This is a genomic window from Alteromonas sp. S015, assembly GCF_036864485.1.
GTDB lineage: Bacteria > Pseudomonadota > Gammaproteobacteria > Enterobacterales > Alteromonadaceae > Alteromonas.
Window position 1 is genome coordinate 244,173 of sequence record NZ_JAZETO010000006.1, and the last position, 15,623, is coordinate 259,795.

The 15,623-nt window shown below is 42.4% G+C and carries 20 protein-coding genes and 3 tRNA genes; 1 reads left to right on the top strand and 22 read right to left on the bottom strand.

What is annotated here, in order from left to right:
- Positions 1-66: 66 nt before the first annotated feature.
- The 11 genes from V7R42_RS13130 to V7R42_RS13180 form a co-directional block, all read right to left on the bottom strand.
- On the bottom strand, positions 67-693 hold the full coding sequence (locus V7R42_RS13130; protein WP_334020727.1) for a LysE family translocator: 627 nt from the start codon (positions 691-693) through the stop codon (positions 67-69).
- A gap of 12 nt (positions 694-705) precedes the next feature.
- The gene (cobB, locus tag V7R42_RS13135; protein ID WP_334020728.1) at positions 706-1,431 is read right to left on the bottom strand and encodes a Sir2 family NAD+-dependent deacetylase; all 726 of its coding nucleotides are present in this window, start codon (positions 1,429-1,431) and stop codon (positions 706-708) included.
- A gap of 121 nt (positions 1,432-1,552) precedes the next feature.
- Positions 1,553-2,383 (bottom strand): sulfurtransferase, encoded by an 831-nt coding sequence (locus V7R42_RS13140; RefSeq protein ID WP_334020729.1) that lies wholly within the window; start codon positions 2,381-2,383, stop codon positions 1,553-1,555.
- 125 nt (positions 2,384-2,508) lie between these two features.
- Positions 2,509-3,006 carry a thiol peroxidase gene (gene tpx, locus V7R42_RS13145; RefSeq protein WP_334020730.1) on the bottom strand — a complete coding sequence of 166 codons (498 nt, stop codon included), beginning with the start codon at positions 3,004-3,006 and terminating at the stop codon, positions 2,509-2,511.
- A gap of 74 nt (positions 3,007-3,080) precedes the next feature.
- On the bottom strand, positions 3,081-3,773 hold the full coding sequence (locus V7R42_RS13150) for a tRNA-uridine aminocarboxypropyltransferase (protein ID WP_334020731.1): 693 nt from the start codon (positions 3,771-3,773) through the stop codon (positions 3,081-3,083).
- 231 nt (positions 3,774-4,004) lie between these two features.
- Positions 4,005-4,325 (bottom strand): STAS-like domain-containing protein, encoded by a 321-nt coding sequence (locus V7R42_RS13155; RefSeq protein ID WP_334020732.1) that lies wholly within the window; start codon positions 4,323-4,325, stop codon positions 4,005-4,007.
- Complete coding sequence (locus V7R42_RS13160; RefSeq protein WP_334020733.1) at positions 4,309-5,031, bottom strand: ATP-binding protein; 723 nt, start codon at positions 5,029-5,031, stop codon at positions 4,309-4,311. Before V7R42_RS13160 ends, V7R42_RS13155 begins: the two co-directional genes overlap by 17 nt.
- A gap of 855 nt (positions 5,032-5,886) precedes the next feature.
- Complete coding sequence (locus V7R42_RS13165) at positions 5,887-6,075, bottom strand: hypothetical protein (RefSeq protein ID WP_334020734.1); 189 nt, start codon at positions 6,073-6,075, stop codon at positions 5,887-5,889.
- A gap of 1,104 nt (positions 6,076-7,179) precedes the next feature.
- Positions 7,180-7,368, bottom strand: a complete 189-nt coding sequence (locus V7R42_RS13170; RefSeq protein ID WP_334020735.1) for a hypothetical protein — start codon at positions 7,366-7,368, stop codon at positions 7,180-7,182.
- Between the two features lie 130 nt (positions 7,369-7,498).
- Positions 7,499-7,705 carry a hypothetical protein gene (locus V7R42_RS13175; RefSeq protein WP_334020736.1) on the bottom strand — a complete coding sequence of 69 codons (207 nt, stop codon included), beginning with the start codon at positions 7,703-7,705 and terminating at the stop codon, positions 7,499-7,501.
- Between the two features lie 9 nt (positions 7,706-7,714).
- Positions 7,715-7,999 carry a hypothetical protein gene (locus V7R42_RS13180; RefSeq protein WP_334020737.1) on the bottom strand — a complete coding sequence of 95 codons (285 nt, stop codon included), beginning with the start codon at positions 7,997-7,999 and terminating at the stop codon, positions 7,715-7,717.
- A gap of 84 nt (positions 8,000-8,083) precedes the next feature.
- On the opposite strand from V7R42_RS13180, the gene V7R42_RS13185 reads away from it, so the two are divergent.
- A complete protein-coding gene (locus tag V7R42_RS13185; RefSeq protein ID WP_334020738.1) occupies positions 8,084-8,248 on the top strand; it encodes a DUF3950 domain-containing protein in 165 nt (54 codons plus the stop codon).
- 262 nt (positions 8,249-8,510) lie between these two features.
- Here the strand turns inward: V7R42_RS13185 and V7R42_RS13190 are convergent, their stop codons facing one another.
- The 11 genes from V7R42_RS13190 to uvrY all read right to left on the bottom strand — a co-directional run bounded on the left by V7R42_RS13190 (position 8,511) and on the right by uvrY (position 15,471).
- Complete coding sequence (locus tag V7R42_RS13190; RefSeq protein WP_334020739.1) at positions 8,511-8,915, bottom strand: hypothetical protein; 405 nt, start codon at positions 8,913-8,915, stop codon at positions 8,511-8,513.
- A 65-nt stretch (positions 8,916-8,980) separates the two neighbouring features.
- The gene (locus V7R42_RS13195) at positions 8,981-9,391 is read right to left on the bottom strand and encodes a hypothetical protein (RefSeq protein ID WP_334020740.1); all 411 of its coding nucleotides are present in this window, start codon (positions 9,389-9,391) and stop codon (positions 8,981-8,983) included.
- Between the two features lie 12 nt (positions 9,392-9,403).
- Positions 9,404-9,679: a helix-turn-helix transcriptional regulator gene (locus V7R42_RS13200; RefSeq protein ID WP_334020741.1), complete on the bottom strand. Its 276-nt coding sequence runs from the start codon at positions 9,677-9,679 to the stop codon at positions 9,404-9,406.
- Positions 9,680-9,763: 84 nt separating this feature from the next.
- On the bottom strand, positions 9,764-10,414 hold the full coding sequence (locus V7R42_RS13205; protein ID WP_334020742.1) for a hypothetical protein: 651 nt from the start codon (positions 10,412-10,414) through the stop codon (positions 9,764-9,766).
- On the bottom strand, positions 10,415-11,608 hold the full coding sequence (locus V7R42_RS13210) for an integrase domain-containing protein (RefSeq protein WP_334020743.1): 1,194 nt from the start codon (positions 11,606-11,608) through the stop codon (positions 10,415-10,417). It abuts the gene before it with no gap.
- Between the two features lie 167 nt (positions 11,609-11,775).
- Positions 11,776-11,862, bottom strand: a tRNA-Leu gene (locus V7R42_RS13215).
- A gap of 59 nt (positions 11,863-11,921) precedes the next feature.
- Positions 11,922-11,995: transfer RNA gene (locus V7R42_RS13220), tRNA-Cys, on the bottom strand.
- A gap of 41 nt (positions 11,996-12,036) precedes the next feature.
- A tRNA-Gly gene (locus V7R42_RS13225) sits at positions 12,037-12,112 on the bottom strand.
- Positions 12,113-12,281: 169 nt separating this feature from the next.
- The gene (pgsA, locus tag V7R42_RS13230) at positions 12,282-12,854 is read right to left on the bottom strand and encodes a CDP-diacylglycerol--glycerol-3-phosphate 3-phosphatidyltransferase (protein WP_014949608.1); all 573 of its coding nucleotides are present in this window, start codon (positions 12,852-12,854) and stop codon (positions 12,282-12,284) included.
- 123 nt (positions 12,855-12,977) lie between these two features.
- Positions 12,978-14,795: an excinuclease ABC subunit UvrC gene (uvrC, locus tag V7R42_RS13235; protein ID WP_334020744.1), complete on the bottom strand. Its 1,818-nt coding sequence runs from the start codon at positions 14,793-14,795 to the stop codon at positions 12,978-12,980.
- 31 nt (positions 14,796-14,826) lie between these two features.
- Positions 14,827-15,471 (bottom strand): UvrY/SirA/GacA family response regulator transcription factor, encoded by a 645-nt coding sequence (gene uvrY, locus V7R42_RS13240; RefSeq protein WP_334020745.1) that lies wholly within the window; start codon positions 15,469-15,471, stop codon positions 14,827-14,829.
- Positions 15,472-15,623 lie beyond the last annotated feature (152 nt).

The window sequence follows — 15,623 nt, forward strand, 5'->3', positions numbered from 1 at the left end:
TTTGAAAAATCGGCGCGATTATACCAATTCACAAAAACAAATGCCTGTTTGTAAGGTAAACAAACGTTAACCTAGCACTAATTTCGCAGCTAAACCAACGAGTAGCACACCCATCGCACGGTCTAACCAATACCCTTTTTTACCTATAAGTTCGGCGACTTTACTGGTGCTCAAAAGGTATGAAAGAAAACAGAACCACAGTCCAGTAGCTATGGCTAAATAGACACCGTAGCCAAGTTTCACTGCAAATGGGGTATCAATACTAATAATTGCAGTAAACAACGAGAGGAAAAAAAGCGTTGCTTTTGGATTAAGCCCGTTAGTAAGAAAACCCGTCCATACTGCACGCTTTGCAGATATTTGCGATGTCTTCTGTGCGGTATTTACGGCCTGTTCCTGTTTCACAGGCCCACTTTTAAGCGCTCCATACGCAAGATAAAGTAAATAAGCCGCGGCAGCATAGCTGAAGGTGGTAAATAGCCAAGGCGTTGTATCAATCACCACACTCAAACCAACTAGCGAGTAAGCCACATGTAGTAAAATAGCCAAACCAATACCTATACTGGTGTACATGGCAATACGTCTGCCATAGGCCACGCTGTTTCGAACAACCACCGCAAAATCAGGCCCTGGGCTAGCAACAGCCACAAGGTGTACCAATGCAATGGTAAGAAATTCGTTCATATACTGCATGTTTTGCGCCTCCTACAGCGCATACTTTGATATTAATTCATCAACCCATTGCGGAACAATATGAGAAGCAAAGCCTGTCAGTGATTCGTCGAATAAGGCATTGGTTGCGCCAGGCTCCAAATTTGCCTCTATGGTGTGTGCGCCACTTTCTTTAGCGATCTGAACAAAACCCGCGGCAGGATAAACATTCCCTGATGTGCCAATAGCAATAAACACATCAGCCTTTGAAAGCGCATCATAAATCTCTTCCATGTACATGGGCATTTCACCAAACCACACGATATCCGGTCGCAATGTTACTCTGTTGCAACATGGGCACTTAGTGGTGTGATCAAAGCTCTCACGCCAGTCAAAAGTTTGCTGGCTTATAGCGCAGCGCGCCGATAACAGTTTGCCGTGCATATGATAAACCGACTCGCTCCCACCGCGCTCATGCAAGTCATCCACGTTTTGCGTAACCAACATTAATTTATCGCCAAATGCTTTCTGGAGTTTGGCAAGTGCCTCATGCGCCGCGTTAGGTTCAACCTCATCTTGCTGTAACTGAGCACGCCTCGCGTTATAAAAGCGGTAAACCAAGCTTGGATTTTGTTCAAAAGCCTCTGGGGTGGCTACCTCTTCTACGCTATGGTTTTCCCATAGGCCGTCATTATCGCGAAATGTCTTTAAGCCAGACTCAGCGGAAATTCCCGCACCGGTAAGGATGACGATATTGGGTAGGGCTTGATTAGCTGACATCGGACTGTTTTTACTCTGTTACTTAAGGTTAGTTATACGTTTTACGTCGAAATTAGCAAAGTTAGACCGCTTCGCTTCCAACGCAATTAAAATTGAGAAAGAACGGTAAATCTTCACTGATTTATACGTCTTTTACCACAGGGTACTGAGTATCGGCGCCCCACTCTGACCAAGAGCCATCATATACTGAAACCTGTGTAGCGCCGCACAATAGTGCCGCCACACCAATTATGCAGGCAGTAACGCCAGAGCCACACGTGCAGATGATGGGGTTGCGTAAATCAACATTAGCGCGTTCAAAGACAGCGTTAAGCTGATCAACCGGCAAAAAAAGCCCGTTCTTTAGTAAAGTATCAAAAGGAATATTAAACGCACCTGGCATATGCCCAGAACGCACACCTTCTCGAGGCTCTGACACTTCGCCTTTAAAACGCGGCGTACTGCGCGCGTCTATAAGTTGCGCTTCCGTATTTATTGCTTGAAGCACTGCACTGGAATTTGCGAACCAACCAGGTCGCGGCGTAGCTTGATAGGTTAACTTCCCGTATTGCTGCTGTTCCGAAACGGGTAATCCAGCTTTCCCCCACGCAGGTTGCCCGCCATTTAAGATATACACGTCTTGGTGGCCTAGCGCTTTTAACATCCACCATACTCTTGGCGCAGAATATATTCCACGAGTATCGTAAACCGCAATAGGCGTATTTGCTGTTATGCCCTGATTGCCTAGGTAAATAGCAAGGTCATTTGCAGAAGGCATACTGTGAGGAAGACCTGTTGTATGATCGCTTCCCTCATTGTCTAAATCAAAATCGACTGACGCAGGTAAAACCATTGCCGTTCGCGTATCTGGTGTTTTTGAAACGGGGTCATCCATCAACGCTCTTACAAGCGTTACAGGCTTTTGTTGCATCACATTGGCCAACTGACCAACTGAGAGCAATACTGATGCCATTACATCCTCCTAGAAAGGCACCCGCAATGGCGAGTACCCTGCAATACCCCGACAAAAATGAATCGGTACGTATTAATCTGCAATATTTGTTTAATTAGTATTGAACTAATTCACGTGCGAACATTTTATTTCAACGCAGCAATAGCCGCGTCATAGTTAGGCTCTTCTGTTGTTTCTGCTACTTGTTCTGTGTAGACCACTTTGCCTTCAGTATCGATAACCACCACCGAGCGCGACAGTAGCCCAGTAAGCGGCGCTGATTCAAAGGTTACTCCATAGTCATCGCCAAAGCTTGATCGAAAAGTAGAGCCTGTGATTACATTTTCAATACCTTCTGCACCGCAGAAACGACCCGCTGCAAACGGAAGATCTGCCGATACGCAAATAACCGCAGTGTTATCTAACTTCGCTGCTTCTTCGTTAAATTTACGTACAGACATTGCACATGTTCCCGTGTCGATAGAAGGGAAAATGTTCAATACAACATTTTTTCCTGCAAGCTCTGACAGTGTTACTTCACCCAAATCTGCTTTTACTAGTGTAAAATTTGGTGCAGAAGCGCCTACTTCAGGAAGCTGACCTTTTGTCGTAACTGTATTGCCTTGAAAAGTAACTGATGCCATTCGCTTTCTCCGTGTTTTGTTAATATAAAATAGTGGATGTAAAACAACACTTTCGCAAATAAAAGTGACGTTGTTTAAATGTTACTTTTAACCTGCGACTCTGCAAATGCAAGTTTATGCTGCAAATGCGGCTTACCTTTTAAATATTCCCGTCTAAACACACTGAAATAGTGCGCTAACGTTTGTGCCCCTTGCTTCTGCTGCGCAAGGTCTAAAACGCTAATACCAACTTCAGCAGTACAGTGTTGGAAATCATGGGTAGATTCGCGAAGTAAATAATCTGACGCGACGTCCATACTCACGCCCAACACAGGAAATTCATGCAAGTAAGGGCTCTTCACGAACATTTTTTTTGCTTCACGCCACGTTCCATCCAAGAAAATAAATAGTAACGTTTTCCCCGTATTCAATGGTGGCGTATCAATACAACGTTCAGCTGCAGCATATTCGTGTGGAAATACCACGATAGGAAAATATTTTTCGTTACGAAGTAACGCCAATAGCGCCTCTTCTGGCTCGGTGCGCTTCCACAAAAATGCGTGGTTATCTTTAACCACATCCGCAATTAAACGACCGGTATTGGTAGGCTTATAGTATTCGCCTTTGTACATCAAGAACAAAACCGCCACGTCTGTGCCAGCTTCAGGTTTATATTCACAAATACAGTTTTGCGTTGGAAGCAAACACGCGTCGCAGCGAACTACTTTACTCCCACGTGCGTAGAATGGACGTTCAGCACGAGATAACTCGTCTAAACGAAGTGACATAACAGAATTCAAGATAGTGTGTCTTAGGCAAAAATTTTTACGGATTTTACCATAGTAATTTGTGATAAAAGAGCGCTATTATCTTATCAATTTTTTGACTAAGATTTGGAATATTTGGGAGTTGATAAATGGTGCCCGGGGCCAGACTTGGACTGGGCACATAAAATATTGAAAAATATCAAAATACTAGAAAAACGCACTACCAAGTGTTACTACCAGTGTTACTTCCAATTAATGTGCAACAGCTATCTCATCACGATAATCACTCTGAGTAACCCTAGTCTTTATAACGTGCTTCAGAATCGCTCTGGCTTGTTCGGTTGTGTTAATTATCTTAAGCCTTTTTTTAAATTCGCTTTTTCCTAGCTCTGCTGCAATGAGCCCTATTGATTCATCAGCAAAGGATGGGGAAACTTTTCGAAACTCAAAATCAATAATAACTTGAGTTGAAACTCCACTTAGTAACATCAAGAGTTGTTTCCTTGCCTCAGCTCCAGCAGGTCTAGAGGAAAGAGCATCAAAATGCTCTGATAACTTAATCAAAGATTTCATCGTACTCATCCTCCTCCATAGTTGCGGGCGTTGGCCACTCGCTATATACAGCTCCTGTATCGAGTGCCACGTTAACATTCCATTCAAATATTATAGCTGTGCCTTGCCAGGCACTATTTAAATGTACACTGCTATTTTGACCATTGCCACAAATATATAGTTCATTGCCAGATAAAACGATCAATCTTCCAGAGTGTTGCTCTGCCAATCCTTTAGCTAGCGCAAGGCCATACCCTGAATGTGTACTGTTAGGTTTACCTGTTATTCCGTACTCACAGGCCAATTGGCAATGAGAGCTTGATTCTAATCGCTCACTTAACGCTTCATTATTAGAAAGCGATTCTTCTATTCCTACGCCCGTATCAACAATTGCTATTTGAGCAAGCCCTCCATTTGGCCACGCTTGACCACATACCAGTCCGAATGGCCTCTGATCGGGTGCTACGGAGTGCGCGCAGCAGTTTTGGAGCAGTTCAGAAATCAAAATCGACAAATCATCCTCAGTGGCCTGACTTACACAGTTTTGAAACATGCTGGAAATTTCTGAGGCCAGCCCAGGAACATTATCAACGCTAGTTATAGCTCTAGCCTCTACTATTCGGCCGGCTTGGTTACATCTGAACACGCGAGAAGGAGGCTGCTGCCCAATTGCTTCATAAAGCCCCATACGATTGATGTACCTCTCATTTTGATGGTTTATACTCAATTCGTATCCATTTATTCTGCAACTTGACGCCAGAAAAGCTAAATGAAATGGTTTGATGAACGGTGGCAATGTCAAAGAGCCATATTGTAGGTTCGGTAATGATTCTACAAACTCGGCAACCTCAGAGCTACTTACTTGAAACATAAAATCCCTTTTTAATCCATAGTGTTAACTTCAAAGCAATACCAGCCAATTGGTAATATTTCGAAACTAAACCCATATTAATGGGATCATTGAGTATCGCAAGCTATTCTGGGCAAATTATTGGAACAACAATAGGTAAATTGGAAACCCGCCCGGGTTCTCTTTTGGAAGAGGCTGAATGTTTTTTTCTGAAACAGCCTAATACCAGCATTTCATTTGAAAACAACTAGCAGTAAGAATAAACATAAGGTTCTCATCGTTCAATTATGAGTATTAGCTTTTTATAAAGAAACCTAATGTCCGACCTCTACCATCAGTATCTTTATTGTAGTGATTTGTTGTTAATGCCTTTTGTGCGCATTTTAGCCTATTTACATACCAGCTTAGATCTTAAGTTTTCTGAAGCTCTTTATCGATATTGACTTTAATTGAGTAGGGGGGTGAGCGGGTTGGGCAGAGTTTCAATATCAGGTTTTGACAGGTTTTACGATGTTGGGTTTTATTGGGTTAGTGCTTTGTTAGTGTTATTTTGAATCAGGCTTGTAGCCTCGCCCTTTTATCACCCTTACCGTAATCTTACCGCGCTTTAACACCTTAACATTTATTAACGTGTCAGCCCGTCCAAGCCAGACTTAGTCCAATTAACTAATTTAACTAACAGGACTCTTTTCGGATCCCTTTACTCACTGTGCCAGAATGGTAATTATCGACTTAGCTTTTACGTCTTAATAGCCTCCGCCACCATGACTGAGGTTCCGCCACCAGTTCTTTGCTCTGGCTTTCCGCTTTTTCCATACGTTTTGATGCAACAACGGTAACGCCTTTGTAAGTAGCGAGTGTTTTCCCGCCGTCAATGCGCATACACATGAAATCATCTTTGATTTGCTTTTCATCCGTCATGCTTTCACTCATTCAATACAGTAATGTTATCTACCATACTATAAGTGTTAATCTCATATAACGCATCCTGCGCCATTCTGAGAAGATTTACAGCTGTTTGCAGTGTTACAACAACATCATCGTGATCTATCGTGAAATTGTCCGTATGAGTGTCTCTCAAGCCTATTAGATTACTTAGTAATACTTCGACTTGTTCGATTGTCGTTATTGGTTCCATAAGCCACCAGCATGTGATTGAGTTCTATTTAAAGTTAGCGGCTGGTGGTTATCAATGTAACTGTACCCAAGACCAATTTTTGCGTATGTCTAAAGATTTCCCTATTCGTGTACCAAATATTTTGAGCAACAGTCTACGATGAGCGCAATTTTAGACTATTCACAAAACGCGCTATCAACTCTTCTAGTTTCAGTCTCAATAGCTAAAGAGAAGATTACACTATTACTGAGATAGTTCTTGAACAACAAAACGTAGTTTACCCCCGCAAATCCTTCCAATCTTGATACCGCTTCAACAGTAGCGTATTTACCATACCAAGAATAAGCTTTGTTGATAGGAGTTATACAATCCCCTCGTTTGTATTTAAAACTTGGGCTCGCTTCGATATTACATGTGAAAATAGTCAGTAATAGAAATAAAAGTAAGGTTCTCATCGTTCTTCCTTGAGTAAACTTTTTAAATTCAGAGAGGTCAAAATATGGCTTCACCCATTAGTATTAGCAATATAGTAGCAATAAAACATTAATTGTCTTTTTAGCGCGCTCCTACCGATTAACAGGCCAATTTGGATCTGAAGTTTTCTGAAGCACTTTATAGATGTTGAGTTTTGTTGAGTAGGATTGTGATCGGATTGCCTGAAGTTCAATGTTGGGTTTTGTAAGGTTTGAGCATGTTAGGTTTTGTTAGGTTAGTGCTTTGTTAGTGTTATTTTGAATCAGGCTTGTAGCCTCGCCCTTTTATCACCCTTACCGTAATCTTACCGCGCTTTAACACCTTAACATTTATTAACGTGTCAGCCCGTCCAAGCCAAACTTAGTCCAATTAACTAATTTAACTAACAGGACTCTTTTCGGATCCCCGTACTTGCCAAGCAATATTAGTACTGCTCAACTTAGCTTTAGCGTTTTTAATAGCCTTCGCCACCATGATAGAGGTTTCACCACCAACTCTTCGTTCTGGCATTTCTCTTTTTCACTGCGCTTAGATGCAACTACGGTAACGCCTTTGTAAGTGGCGATTGTTTTTCCATCGCCAACGCGCAAACACATAAAATTATCGTCTTTATCTTCTTCCATAATTCAACAGTATCGTAATCGCTAGCTCATAAGATTAGCAAAAAATTGAGCATTTGGTACACAGCGTGAAAGTTATCACTAAATATTAGCGCATCCTTTCGCGCTGCGGCCTACAGAGCTTTTACTAAAGCTAATGGCTTTCAACATCAAAGCTCGAGCACTCGCTTTTTATTTGATTAATCAACGCAGAAATTACGCTATCGTGCTTGGACTCCAGCTTAATATCGCTTTCCCAAATATAGCCTTGCAGCATATTTGCTAACTCAAGAATTGATTCATATGAAGAATTTGCAATAGCTGACATTTCAGTTAGCGTGATAGTGTTTTCTTTTTGCATGATATTTCCTTAATTTTTCTCAACATGAAATTTTGCTTTAGCACTAAATACTGGTTCATATCTGACACATATCCCCCCTTCAAGCTCCTCACGCATTACTTGCCCGTCAGCCTCAATAGCCTCGCTCAGTAAATCACAAGCGCTCCACAGAAGGTTCCCTGTTACTTCTTCATTCATTGGGTTACCGTCGCACTGCAACGAAAGCATTGTTTGCAATATTGCAGAGGCTTTATTCATATTAGCTCGAACTAAATCATCACGTTCATTCGCTTTAGTTACGATTGATTGCTCCATGGTCGTTCCTCCATTGTTGGGTTTTAAGTAATAATGTACACTGGTACGTACCAGTTAAAACAACATAACAAGTGGTACGTACCAGTGCAAGATAAAAACAAAAAAAGTTTTGAACGCTTAGGTTCAACAAGAAAGCAAATTCGCTTCGAAGATGATCTCCTAAAAAAAATTGATGAAGACAGAACCAAAACCAACCAGGCTTTCTCCGAGTGGGTAAAGGATGCTTGTGAGCGTAAATTAAAAACTTAAATTTCGGCCTCGCGGTGTTTTACCTTTAAATTCGTTTGTTTTTTCCAATAAATAGTGAGTCAAAATAACTGTATGTATGGCTTACTATTAAGGAGTACAGAAACTGTACACTGGATGGCATTTTTCATTTTTTGTAACTCATTGATTTTTCTGATTTACGAAAATTTGCCAGTGTACGGAATCTGTACCGCTAACATCTGCCAGTGTACGGAATCTGTACCGCTAACAAGATTTGCTGTACAGATTTTGATACCTGGCTTTTTTAAGCACAGCGCTTTCTATCTATATCGCCAATGAAAGTTCGAAGTGCTTTATTTGTAGGTTTTAAATCCATTTCGAAGCCTCTTATTTCATCTATTTTCTCGTAAGTTAATGCGTAGTAGTTCGGTGTACGTCCGTTCTTGCTTAATCCTGAACCTTTGCTCAACTCTATGAAACCACCAGCTAACAGCTCTCTTAAAGCCGCGCTCAGAGTTGATTTTGATTTGAAGCCCTTGTCGCGTAGTTGCGAATGAACAGCGCACAACTTGCCGTTGTTATTACCTTTGTACTGATAAGCAAACCAGAGTAACAGGCGAACCGAATTAGCACTGAGCGCGTTAAAATCGGGATGATCCATCACTCTGTTAGGGATACCAGCGAAAGGCCTAGTCTTATTCTTTGCCATAAATCCCCCAGCACCTAACCCAAATTTGGGTAGAAAATTCCCCGAAAAGAGGTAACCTCGAAGGGTTACGCTGCTTTTCCATCTGGGTTGTGCCAGGCTTCGTATTCGACCTTCGAAAGCCCTCGGTTAGACCGGTATGCGTTCAAAAGTCGTAAAGCTTTAACTCTGTCATTATCACTCGCTAACCAATACCTGTTGAATGGCTTTTGATGACAATACACAACGGTTTCTAAGTCCGGCTTTGCTAAAAAACCAATTCCTTTCTCATGCCGAAGCGAACTAATTGTCGTATGTAGACACGACTCTCTATAGCTTGAAAATGCTTCAGGCTGAGTAATGCCTAACGAACCATTTTTCAAAATTGCGTAAAGTGCTAACTCAATCTTGAAAGGTGGTCTAGTTGGAGTAGTATTGTCGATGGTGTTGGTGTTGGTGTTGGTGTTGCTGCCCTTCGGGGTGGCTTCATCTTTTCTCATTTTACTTCCCCTTTACGCCGCAATAACGTCAAGCAAACGGCTTGCTCGTGATTTTCTGTACTCTACAAGACGATTTACAAGTTTTTTTAAATCTTCGTCACTCATGCCGATTGAACGCGCAGTAAGTACTGCTTGCACTTCTTCGGCTATATAACCAGTTGCACGTGCGCCGAGGTTTAGAGATGGGGGAAATAGGCCTTCGAGTACTTGCCGGCGAAGGCCCGAAGTGGACCAAGTTGTAAGGTTTAAAACTTCTGCGGGTTTAAGGATTGATATTTCTTGCTTCATTTGAATCACCATGTGCGTTGTTTACCGTTCATAGTGATTTTCGGGCCTTATCGGATATAAGTAACGGACATAAAATTAGAAACTTTATCCGTTCGTCTTCTCCCATATACGCCAATATTTTAAAAATGTTTCTTGTTCTGGCATCTGATCGTTTTCAAAGGAAAAATAATCACGCAACTCGCTTCCAAGATATGTTTCTAAATACTTTCTGTATTTCTCATCGCGTAAATCTATGGATTCCTCGACGTTAGCCACATGCTCTAACAGATCACTAATATCGCCAGAGCAATCGTAAAAATACTCGGCTATTTTTGCCTGTGTTTTATCGCTAGCAAGTTTAAAGTATTTACAATCGCGAACTAATAGTACGGCAAGTGAAAAGTTATTATAAATTAATCCTTTATAGGCTCGATTCAGGCCTGATTTCTTCAAACCTAGTAAGTCTTCTAAGGGCACTTGACCTTTATTGTTAAAATACTCATCGAAGACACTACTTAGCCACACAAGAAGCTTTGGGCTATTTAGAACTCCAGAGTTAATTTCATGTAGCAGTTTTTCTAGAGGCATCAAAAAGCTTTCGTTATTTTCCGCTATATCAACTTTTACCCTATGTCCAAGCACTTGAGGCTCTGGGAATTGATTTGAAAGGAGTTCTAATAATAGCTTGGCCCCCTCTTCGCTATTAACAGCATCAACACATTCCCACTTATTTCTATTGAAGCGACTGGAACTCATCTAACCAAACTCCTTTATTCTTATTGACCACCATTCCATCATTGTCCGTCTACGCTCTAGGTATTGCGCACGGTTATAAGCAGCTCTCACTTCGTTTTCATCCTTATGAGCCAACGCTGCTTCAATGACATCATGGTCAAAGCCCTCCTCGTTCAAGGTTGTACTCGCAAGCGCCCTCATTCCATGTGCGACTAAACGCCCCCTGAAGCCCATATCGCGCAATGCTTTATTAGCTGATTGCCTGTTAGCTGGCTTTTTAGGGTCAATATGGGAAGGAAAAATGTATTCTCGATGAAAACTTAACGGTTTCATTAGCTCGAGTATTTCTAAAACTTGCGGAGTAAGTGGTACCAAGTGCGGCCTATCCATTTTCATGCGTTCGGCGGGTATGGCCCAAATAGATTGAGCAAAGTCAATTTCTGACCACTTGGCCTCTGCTGCTTCACCTGGGCGCACCATCGTATGTAACTGAAACTCAATTAAGCAGCGAGTAGTTATTTTGGCAGAAGAATACTTTAAGGCTTTTACAAGCTCGGGTAGCTCTTCGGGTGCTAATGTTGGTTGGTGCTTTACCTTAGTTGAAGGTATTAGCTCTTTTATTCCTATAAGTGGATTGTGGTGGATAATGCCGGCATTAACAGCATAGGTCATAACACTATTCATGCGCCTAGCAACTTTGCGCGCAATTTCGTGGCTATTGCGCCCTACGATGGCGTTAATTACCTCTATGGCCTTTGGGGCCGTTAATTGCTCAATAGGAACTTTACCAACAAGCGGAAAAACATCATTGGCAAAAGAGCGCTTGATATTTTTAAGCGTTCCTTCTGAAACTTTGCTGGTATGTATTTCAAACCATTGCTTCGCAACGCTCTCAAAAGTTTGCGAGGCTGATAACAGCGCCTTTTCTTTTGCTTGGTCCTTGTGCTCTTTGGGGTCAATGTCTTTAGCTAGAAGTTTCCGAAATGCTTCGCGTTCCTCTCGCGCATCAGCAAGTGAAACCTCTGGGTAACTACCTATACCAATGTTACTGCGCCTTTTAGTGTGGGGTTTTGAGTAATTAAATATCCACAGCTTAGCGCCGTTTGGTTTGATGCGTAAGGCAAGCCCCTTGCCGTCAGACAGGTTATATTCCCGCTCCTTGGGTTTGGCTTGTTTTACTTGGGTTGCGTTTAACGCAGTTACGTTCCGAGGCATGTTTTTGTAACACCGTTTTTGTAACATTTCGTTGTTGTTAACTTAAGTGTTACTAAAAACATGGAATGGTGCAAACATTTATAAACGTTCATAAGCGCCCGAAATACGGTTAAGCCTATGTTATTTATCGACAAAAAGCGCTTATAGAATTTTATGGAATATAGAAATGGTGCCCGGGGCCGGACTTGAACCGGCACGCTGTTACCAGCGAGGGATTTTAAATCCCTTGTGTCTACCAATTTCACCACCCGGGCATCGGGTTGCTTTTCAGCAAAGGTGTCAGGCGTAGAACCTGATGCTGCGTTGCAGCGTTTGGAGGCGGAACCCGGAGTCGAACCGAGATAGACGGATTTGCAATCCGCTGCATAGCCATTCTGCCATTCCGCCAGATGCGTCTGGCGCGTGATTAAAACCTATCTCTAAGAGATTGGAGCGGGAAACGAGATTCGAACTCGCGACCCCGACCTTGGCAAGGTCGTGCTCTACCAACTGAGCTATTCCCGCATGTCTTAATCGACCATTTCGTTTGGTTGATGTCCTCTCGAAATGTGGGGTGCATTCTACCTACCCATTCAAAACTGTCAACACAAAAAAGCGTTTAAATTGAGATAAATGCGGTTTTTTATGATCGTTTGCTATTTTTTTATTCACTTTGATTAATGTACGATCAATTTCACTTTACTGCGCCACTTCGAAGGTGCGGCCAGGCCGCTTTTGTATAAACAAACATTGACCAAATTGACAGCACTGCTGAGAAATATAAAAGAATATAACCTAAAGAAACCCAATAAATAGTTATGCCCATAAAGGTTTCTAATCCAGACAATAGCCCAATTAAGGCTAACATTTGCGCAGTGGTTTTTGCTTTACCTATAAAAGACACTTTAACGGCATCCCTTACACCATTCGACCCCATCCATTCGCGTAACGCCGACACATAAATTTCACGCACTAAAAGCGCAATAGATGGCAAGGTAATCCAAAGGTTTGCATAACTATGTGTGATCATAAGAAGCGCGGCACCTACAATCAACTTATCGGCAACCGGGTCTAAGAACGCACCGAATGGGGTTGATTGCTGCAGTTTTCTTGCTAAATACCCGTCAAACCAGTCTGTGATGGCCGCTAGCCAAAAAATAAATGCGCCCGCTTCGTGTGCCCAGCGCCAATCAAGAAAATAAACAACTACAAATACAGGAATAAGGATTACTCGGAATAAAGTAATACAGTTTGGAACAGTCCACATAAAAAGTACGTCTCGGTGTTATGCCTCTATGGGCGTTTTAGCGCGGTAGCGTATAAGCTCTGCATCTTTCATGGTTGTAACACATTACCTTAATTCGTAATGCATTGCTTGTTACTCATTCATTTATTGATGAAGGTAGTCATAAATAGTATCCGCGAGTTCTGGGCTGATGCCTGGTACACTCGCTATTTCATCTTTACTGGCCTTTTTAAGACCTTGCAAGCCACCCATGAATTTGAGTAGCGTTTGTCTGCGCTTAGCACCAATACCAGGTATGCTTTCCAAACTCGACGTGGTTTTAACTTTCTGGCGTCGGTTGCGGTGCCCAGTAATGGCAAATCGGTGAGACTCATCGCGAATATGCTGAATAAGGTGAAGCCCTGGCGAATGGCTGTCCATCGGCAGAACCTGATGGCTACCCGCCAGTATTAGTGTTTCTAAGCCAGGCTTACGGGTAGTCCCTTTTGCCACCCCTAACAACATAGGCTTTTTGTCATGGGGCCAATCTTCAAAAAACGCTTCTGCTTGAGCAAGCTGTCCTTTACCACCATCAATTAATAGAAGGTCTGGTATTTTTTGTACTTCTTTAACTGATTTGTAGCGACGTTTTAACGCCTGTGCCATAGCCGCATAGTCATCACCTGGTGTAATGCCTTCAATATTGTATCTGCGATAGTCGCTCTTATGCGGGCCTTCTCGATTAAACACCACACAAGACGCCACAGTTTGCTGCCCAGACGTGTGTGATATATCAAAACACTCCATACGCTGGATTGGCGTATCGACTTCTAGTGCTGTCTCTAAATCTAGATAGCGCGCAAATACGGATTTTTGTTGGCTATATTGTGCATCTAATGCAGTTTGCGCATTTGACTGTGCAAGCTGCAGGTATTTACGCTTTTCTTCCCTCGCCCCTTTAAAGAAATGCACCTTGTGCCCTGCTTCACTGGCTAGTACATTGGCTATGGCGTCTTCATCACTTAACGTGTTGCTTAGCACTATCTGCTTAGGAATAACTTTATTACCCGCTAGATAGAATTGAAGAAAGAAGGATTCGAACACTTCTTGCTCGTCGGCAGTATTAGGCACTTTAGGAAAGTACGCTTTGCTGCCTAACAGCTGCCCTTCGCGAATAAACATCACCTGAATACACGCCATATTGCCTTTGAATGCAAACCCGAATACATCCATTTCGTCTTGTGTACCGGCCACCCACTGACGTTCTTGTACTTTTCTAAGCGCGTTTATCTGGTCGCGATAACGGGCAGCGGCTTCAAAATTTAGCGCTTCGCTGGCTTTTTCCATCTTTTCCACCAGCCCACCAATAACTTGCTGATTTTTTCCTTTTAAGAACAACCGAGCGAAATTAACCTGCTCTTTATATTCTTCGTCGCTCACATAGCCTTCAACACAAGGCGCACTGCACCGTTGCATTTGATACTGAAGGCAAGGTCTGCTGCGCGCACGGTAATAGCTGTCTTCGCATTGTCGAACAGGAAAAATACGCTGCATAGAGCGTAAGCTTTCTCGCACTGACCACGCACTAGGGTATGGACCAAAGTACTCGCCCTTTTTCTTTTGAGGGCCACGATGGAAAGAAAGCCGCGGATGTTCGTGATCGGATAGAAAAATGAAAGGATAAGATTTGTCGTCACGCATGACCACGTTGTAACGCGGTTTGTATTTCTTGATGAAGTTGTTCTCAAGCAAGAACGCTTCGGTCTCGCTGTTAACAACAGTGACATCCATGTTCGCAATCTGACTCACTAACGAACGCGTTTTCGCGTTATCAAGGTTACTACGAAAATAACTTGATACACGCTTTTTAAGGTTTTTGGCTTTTCCTACGTAAATAACCTCTTCCTGACTGTTGTACATGCGGTACACGCCAGGTTGAGAGGTTAAATTCTTAAGAAATGCTGCTGAATCAAATGCAGACATATTCACTTTGACGTTGCGCGTCTAGTGACGCTTAAAAGGTGTTAGGGCTGATAAGTTTATGACGATAGGCCAAGTGCGTTAGCTCTACATCAGAATTTACGCCTAACTTTTGAAACATTCGGTAACGGTAAGTGTTAACCGTTTTAGAGTTAATACTGAGTTCTCGAGCTATATCTGGCACTTTGTGACCTTCGGTTAATCGCATTGCTATAGTAAGTTCTCTACTCGACAACTCATCAAACGGATTATCCGAACTTGGTAATAACTTACCTATAGCAATACTATTAGCCACTTCTTGATCAATGTACTTTTGTCCTGCTGCTACTTTATGGATAGCGCGTATTACTTCGTCTGGTTCTGCATCTTTTGTCAGAAAACCATATGCACCAGCATCCATAACTTGCATTGGAATAGGACTTTCTTTGTGCATTGAAACACAAATAACACGTGTATTTTCGGACATACGAACAATTTTTTTAGTCGCTTCAAGTCCACCAATACCAGGCATATTCACGTCCATGAGTACCACATCTGGGGCATTCTTTCGGCAAAGTTGCACCGCATCTTCACCATTCTTCGCTTCTGCGAGAATAGTAAAATCGTCTACGTCTTCCAGAATCCGGCGTATCCCTGTTCTGACCAAATCGTGGTCATCTGCTAGGATTATTTTTATCACTCTAGTATCTCACTGACTTCAGTTTTACATTCAACTGGATTAAGGCCGCCAATTATCATTAATGGTAATGACTACCAGCCTGTAATTTCGTTCAAGTCATCATACCATGAGATAAGAATTCGTGAAGTAGAGATACACAATTTGAAACTAAA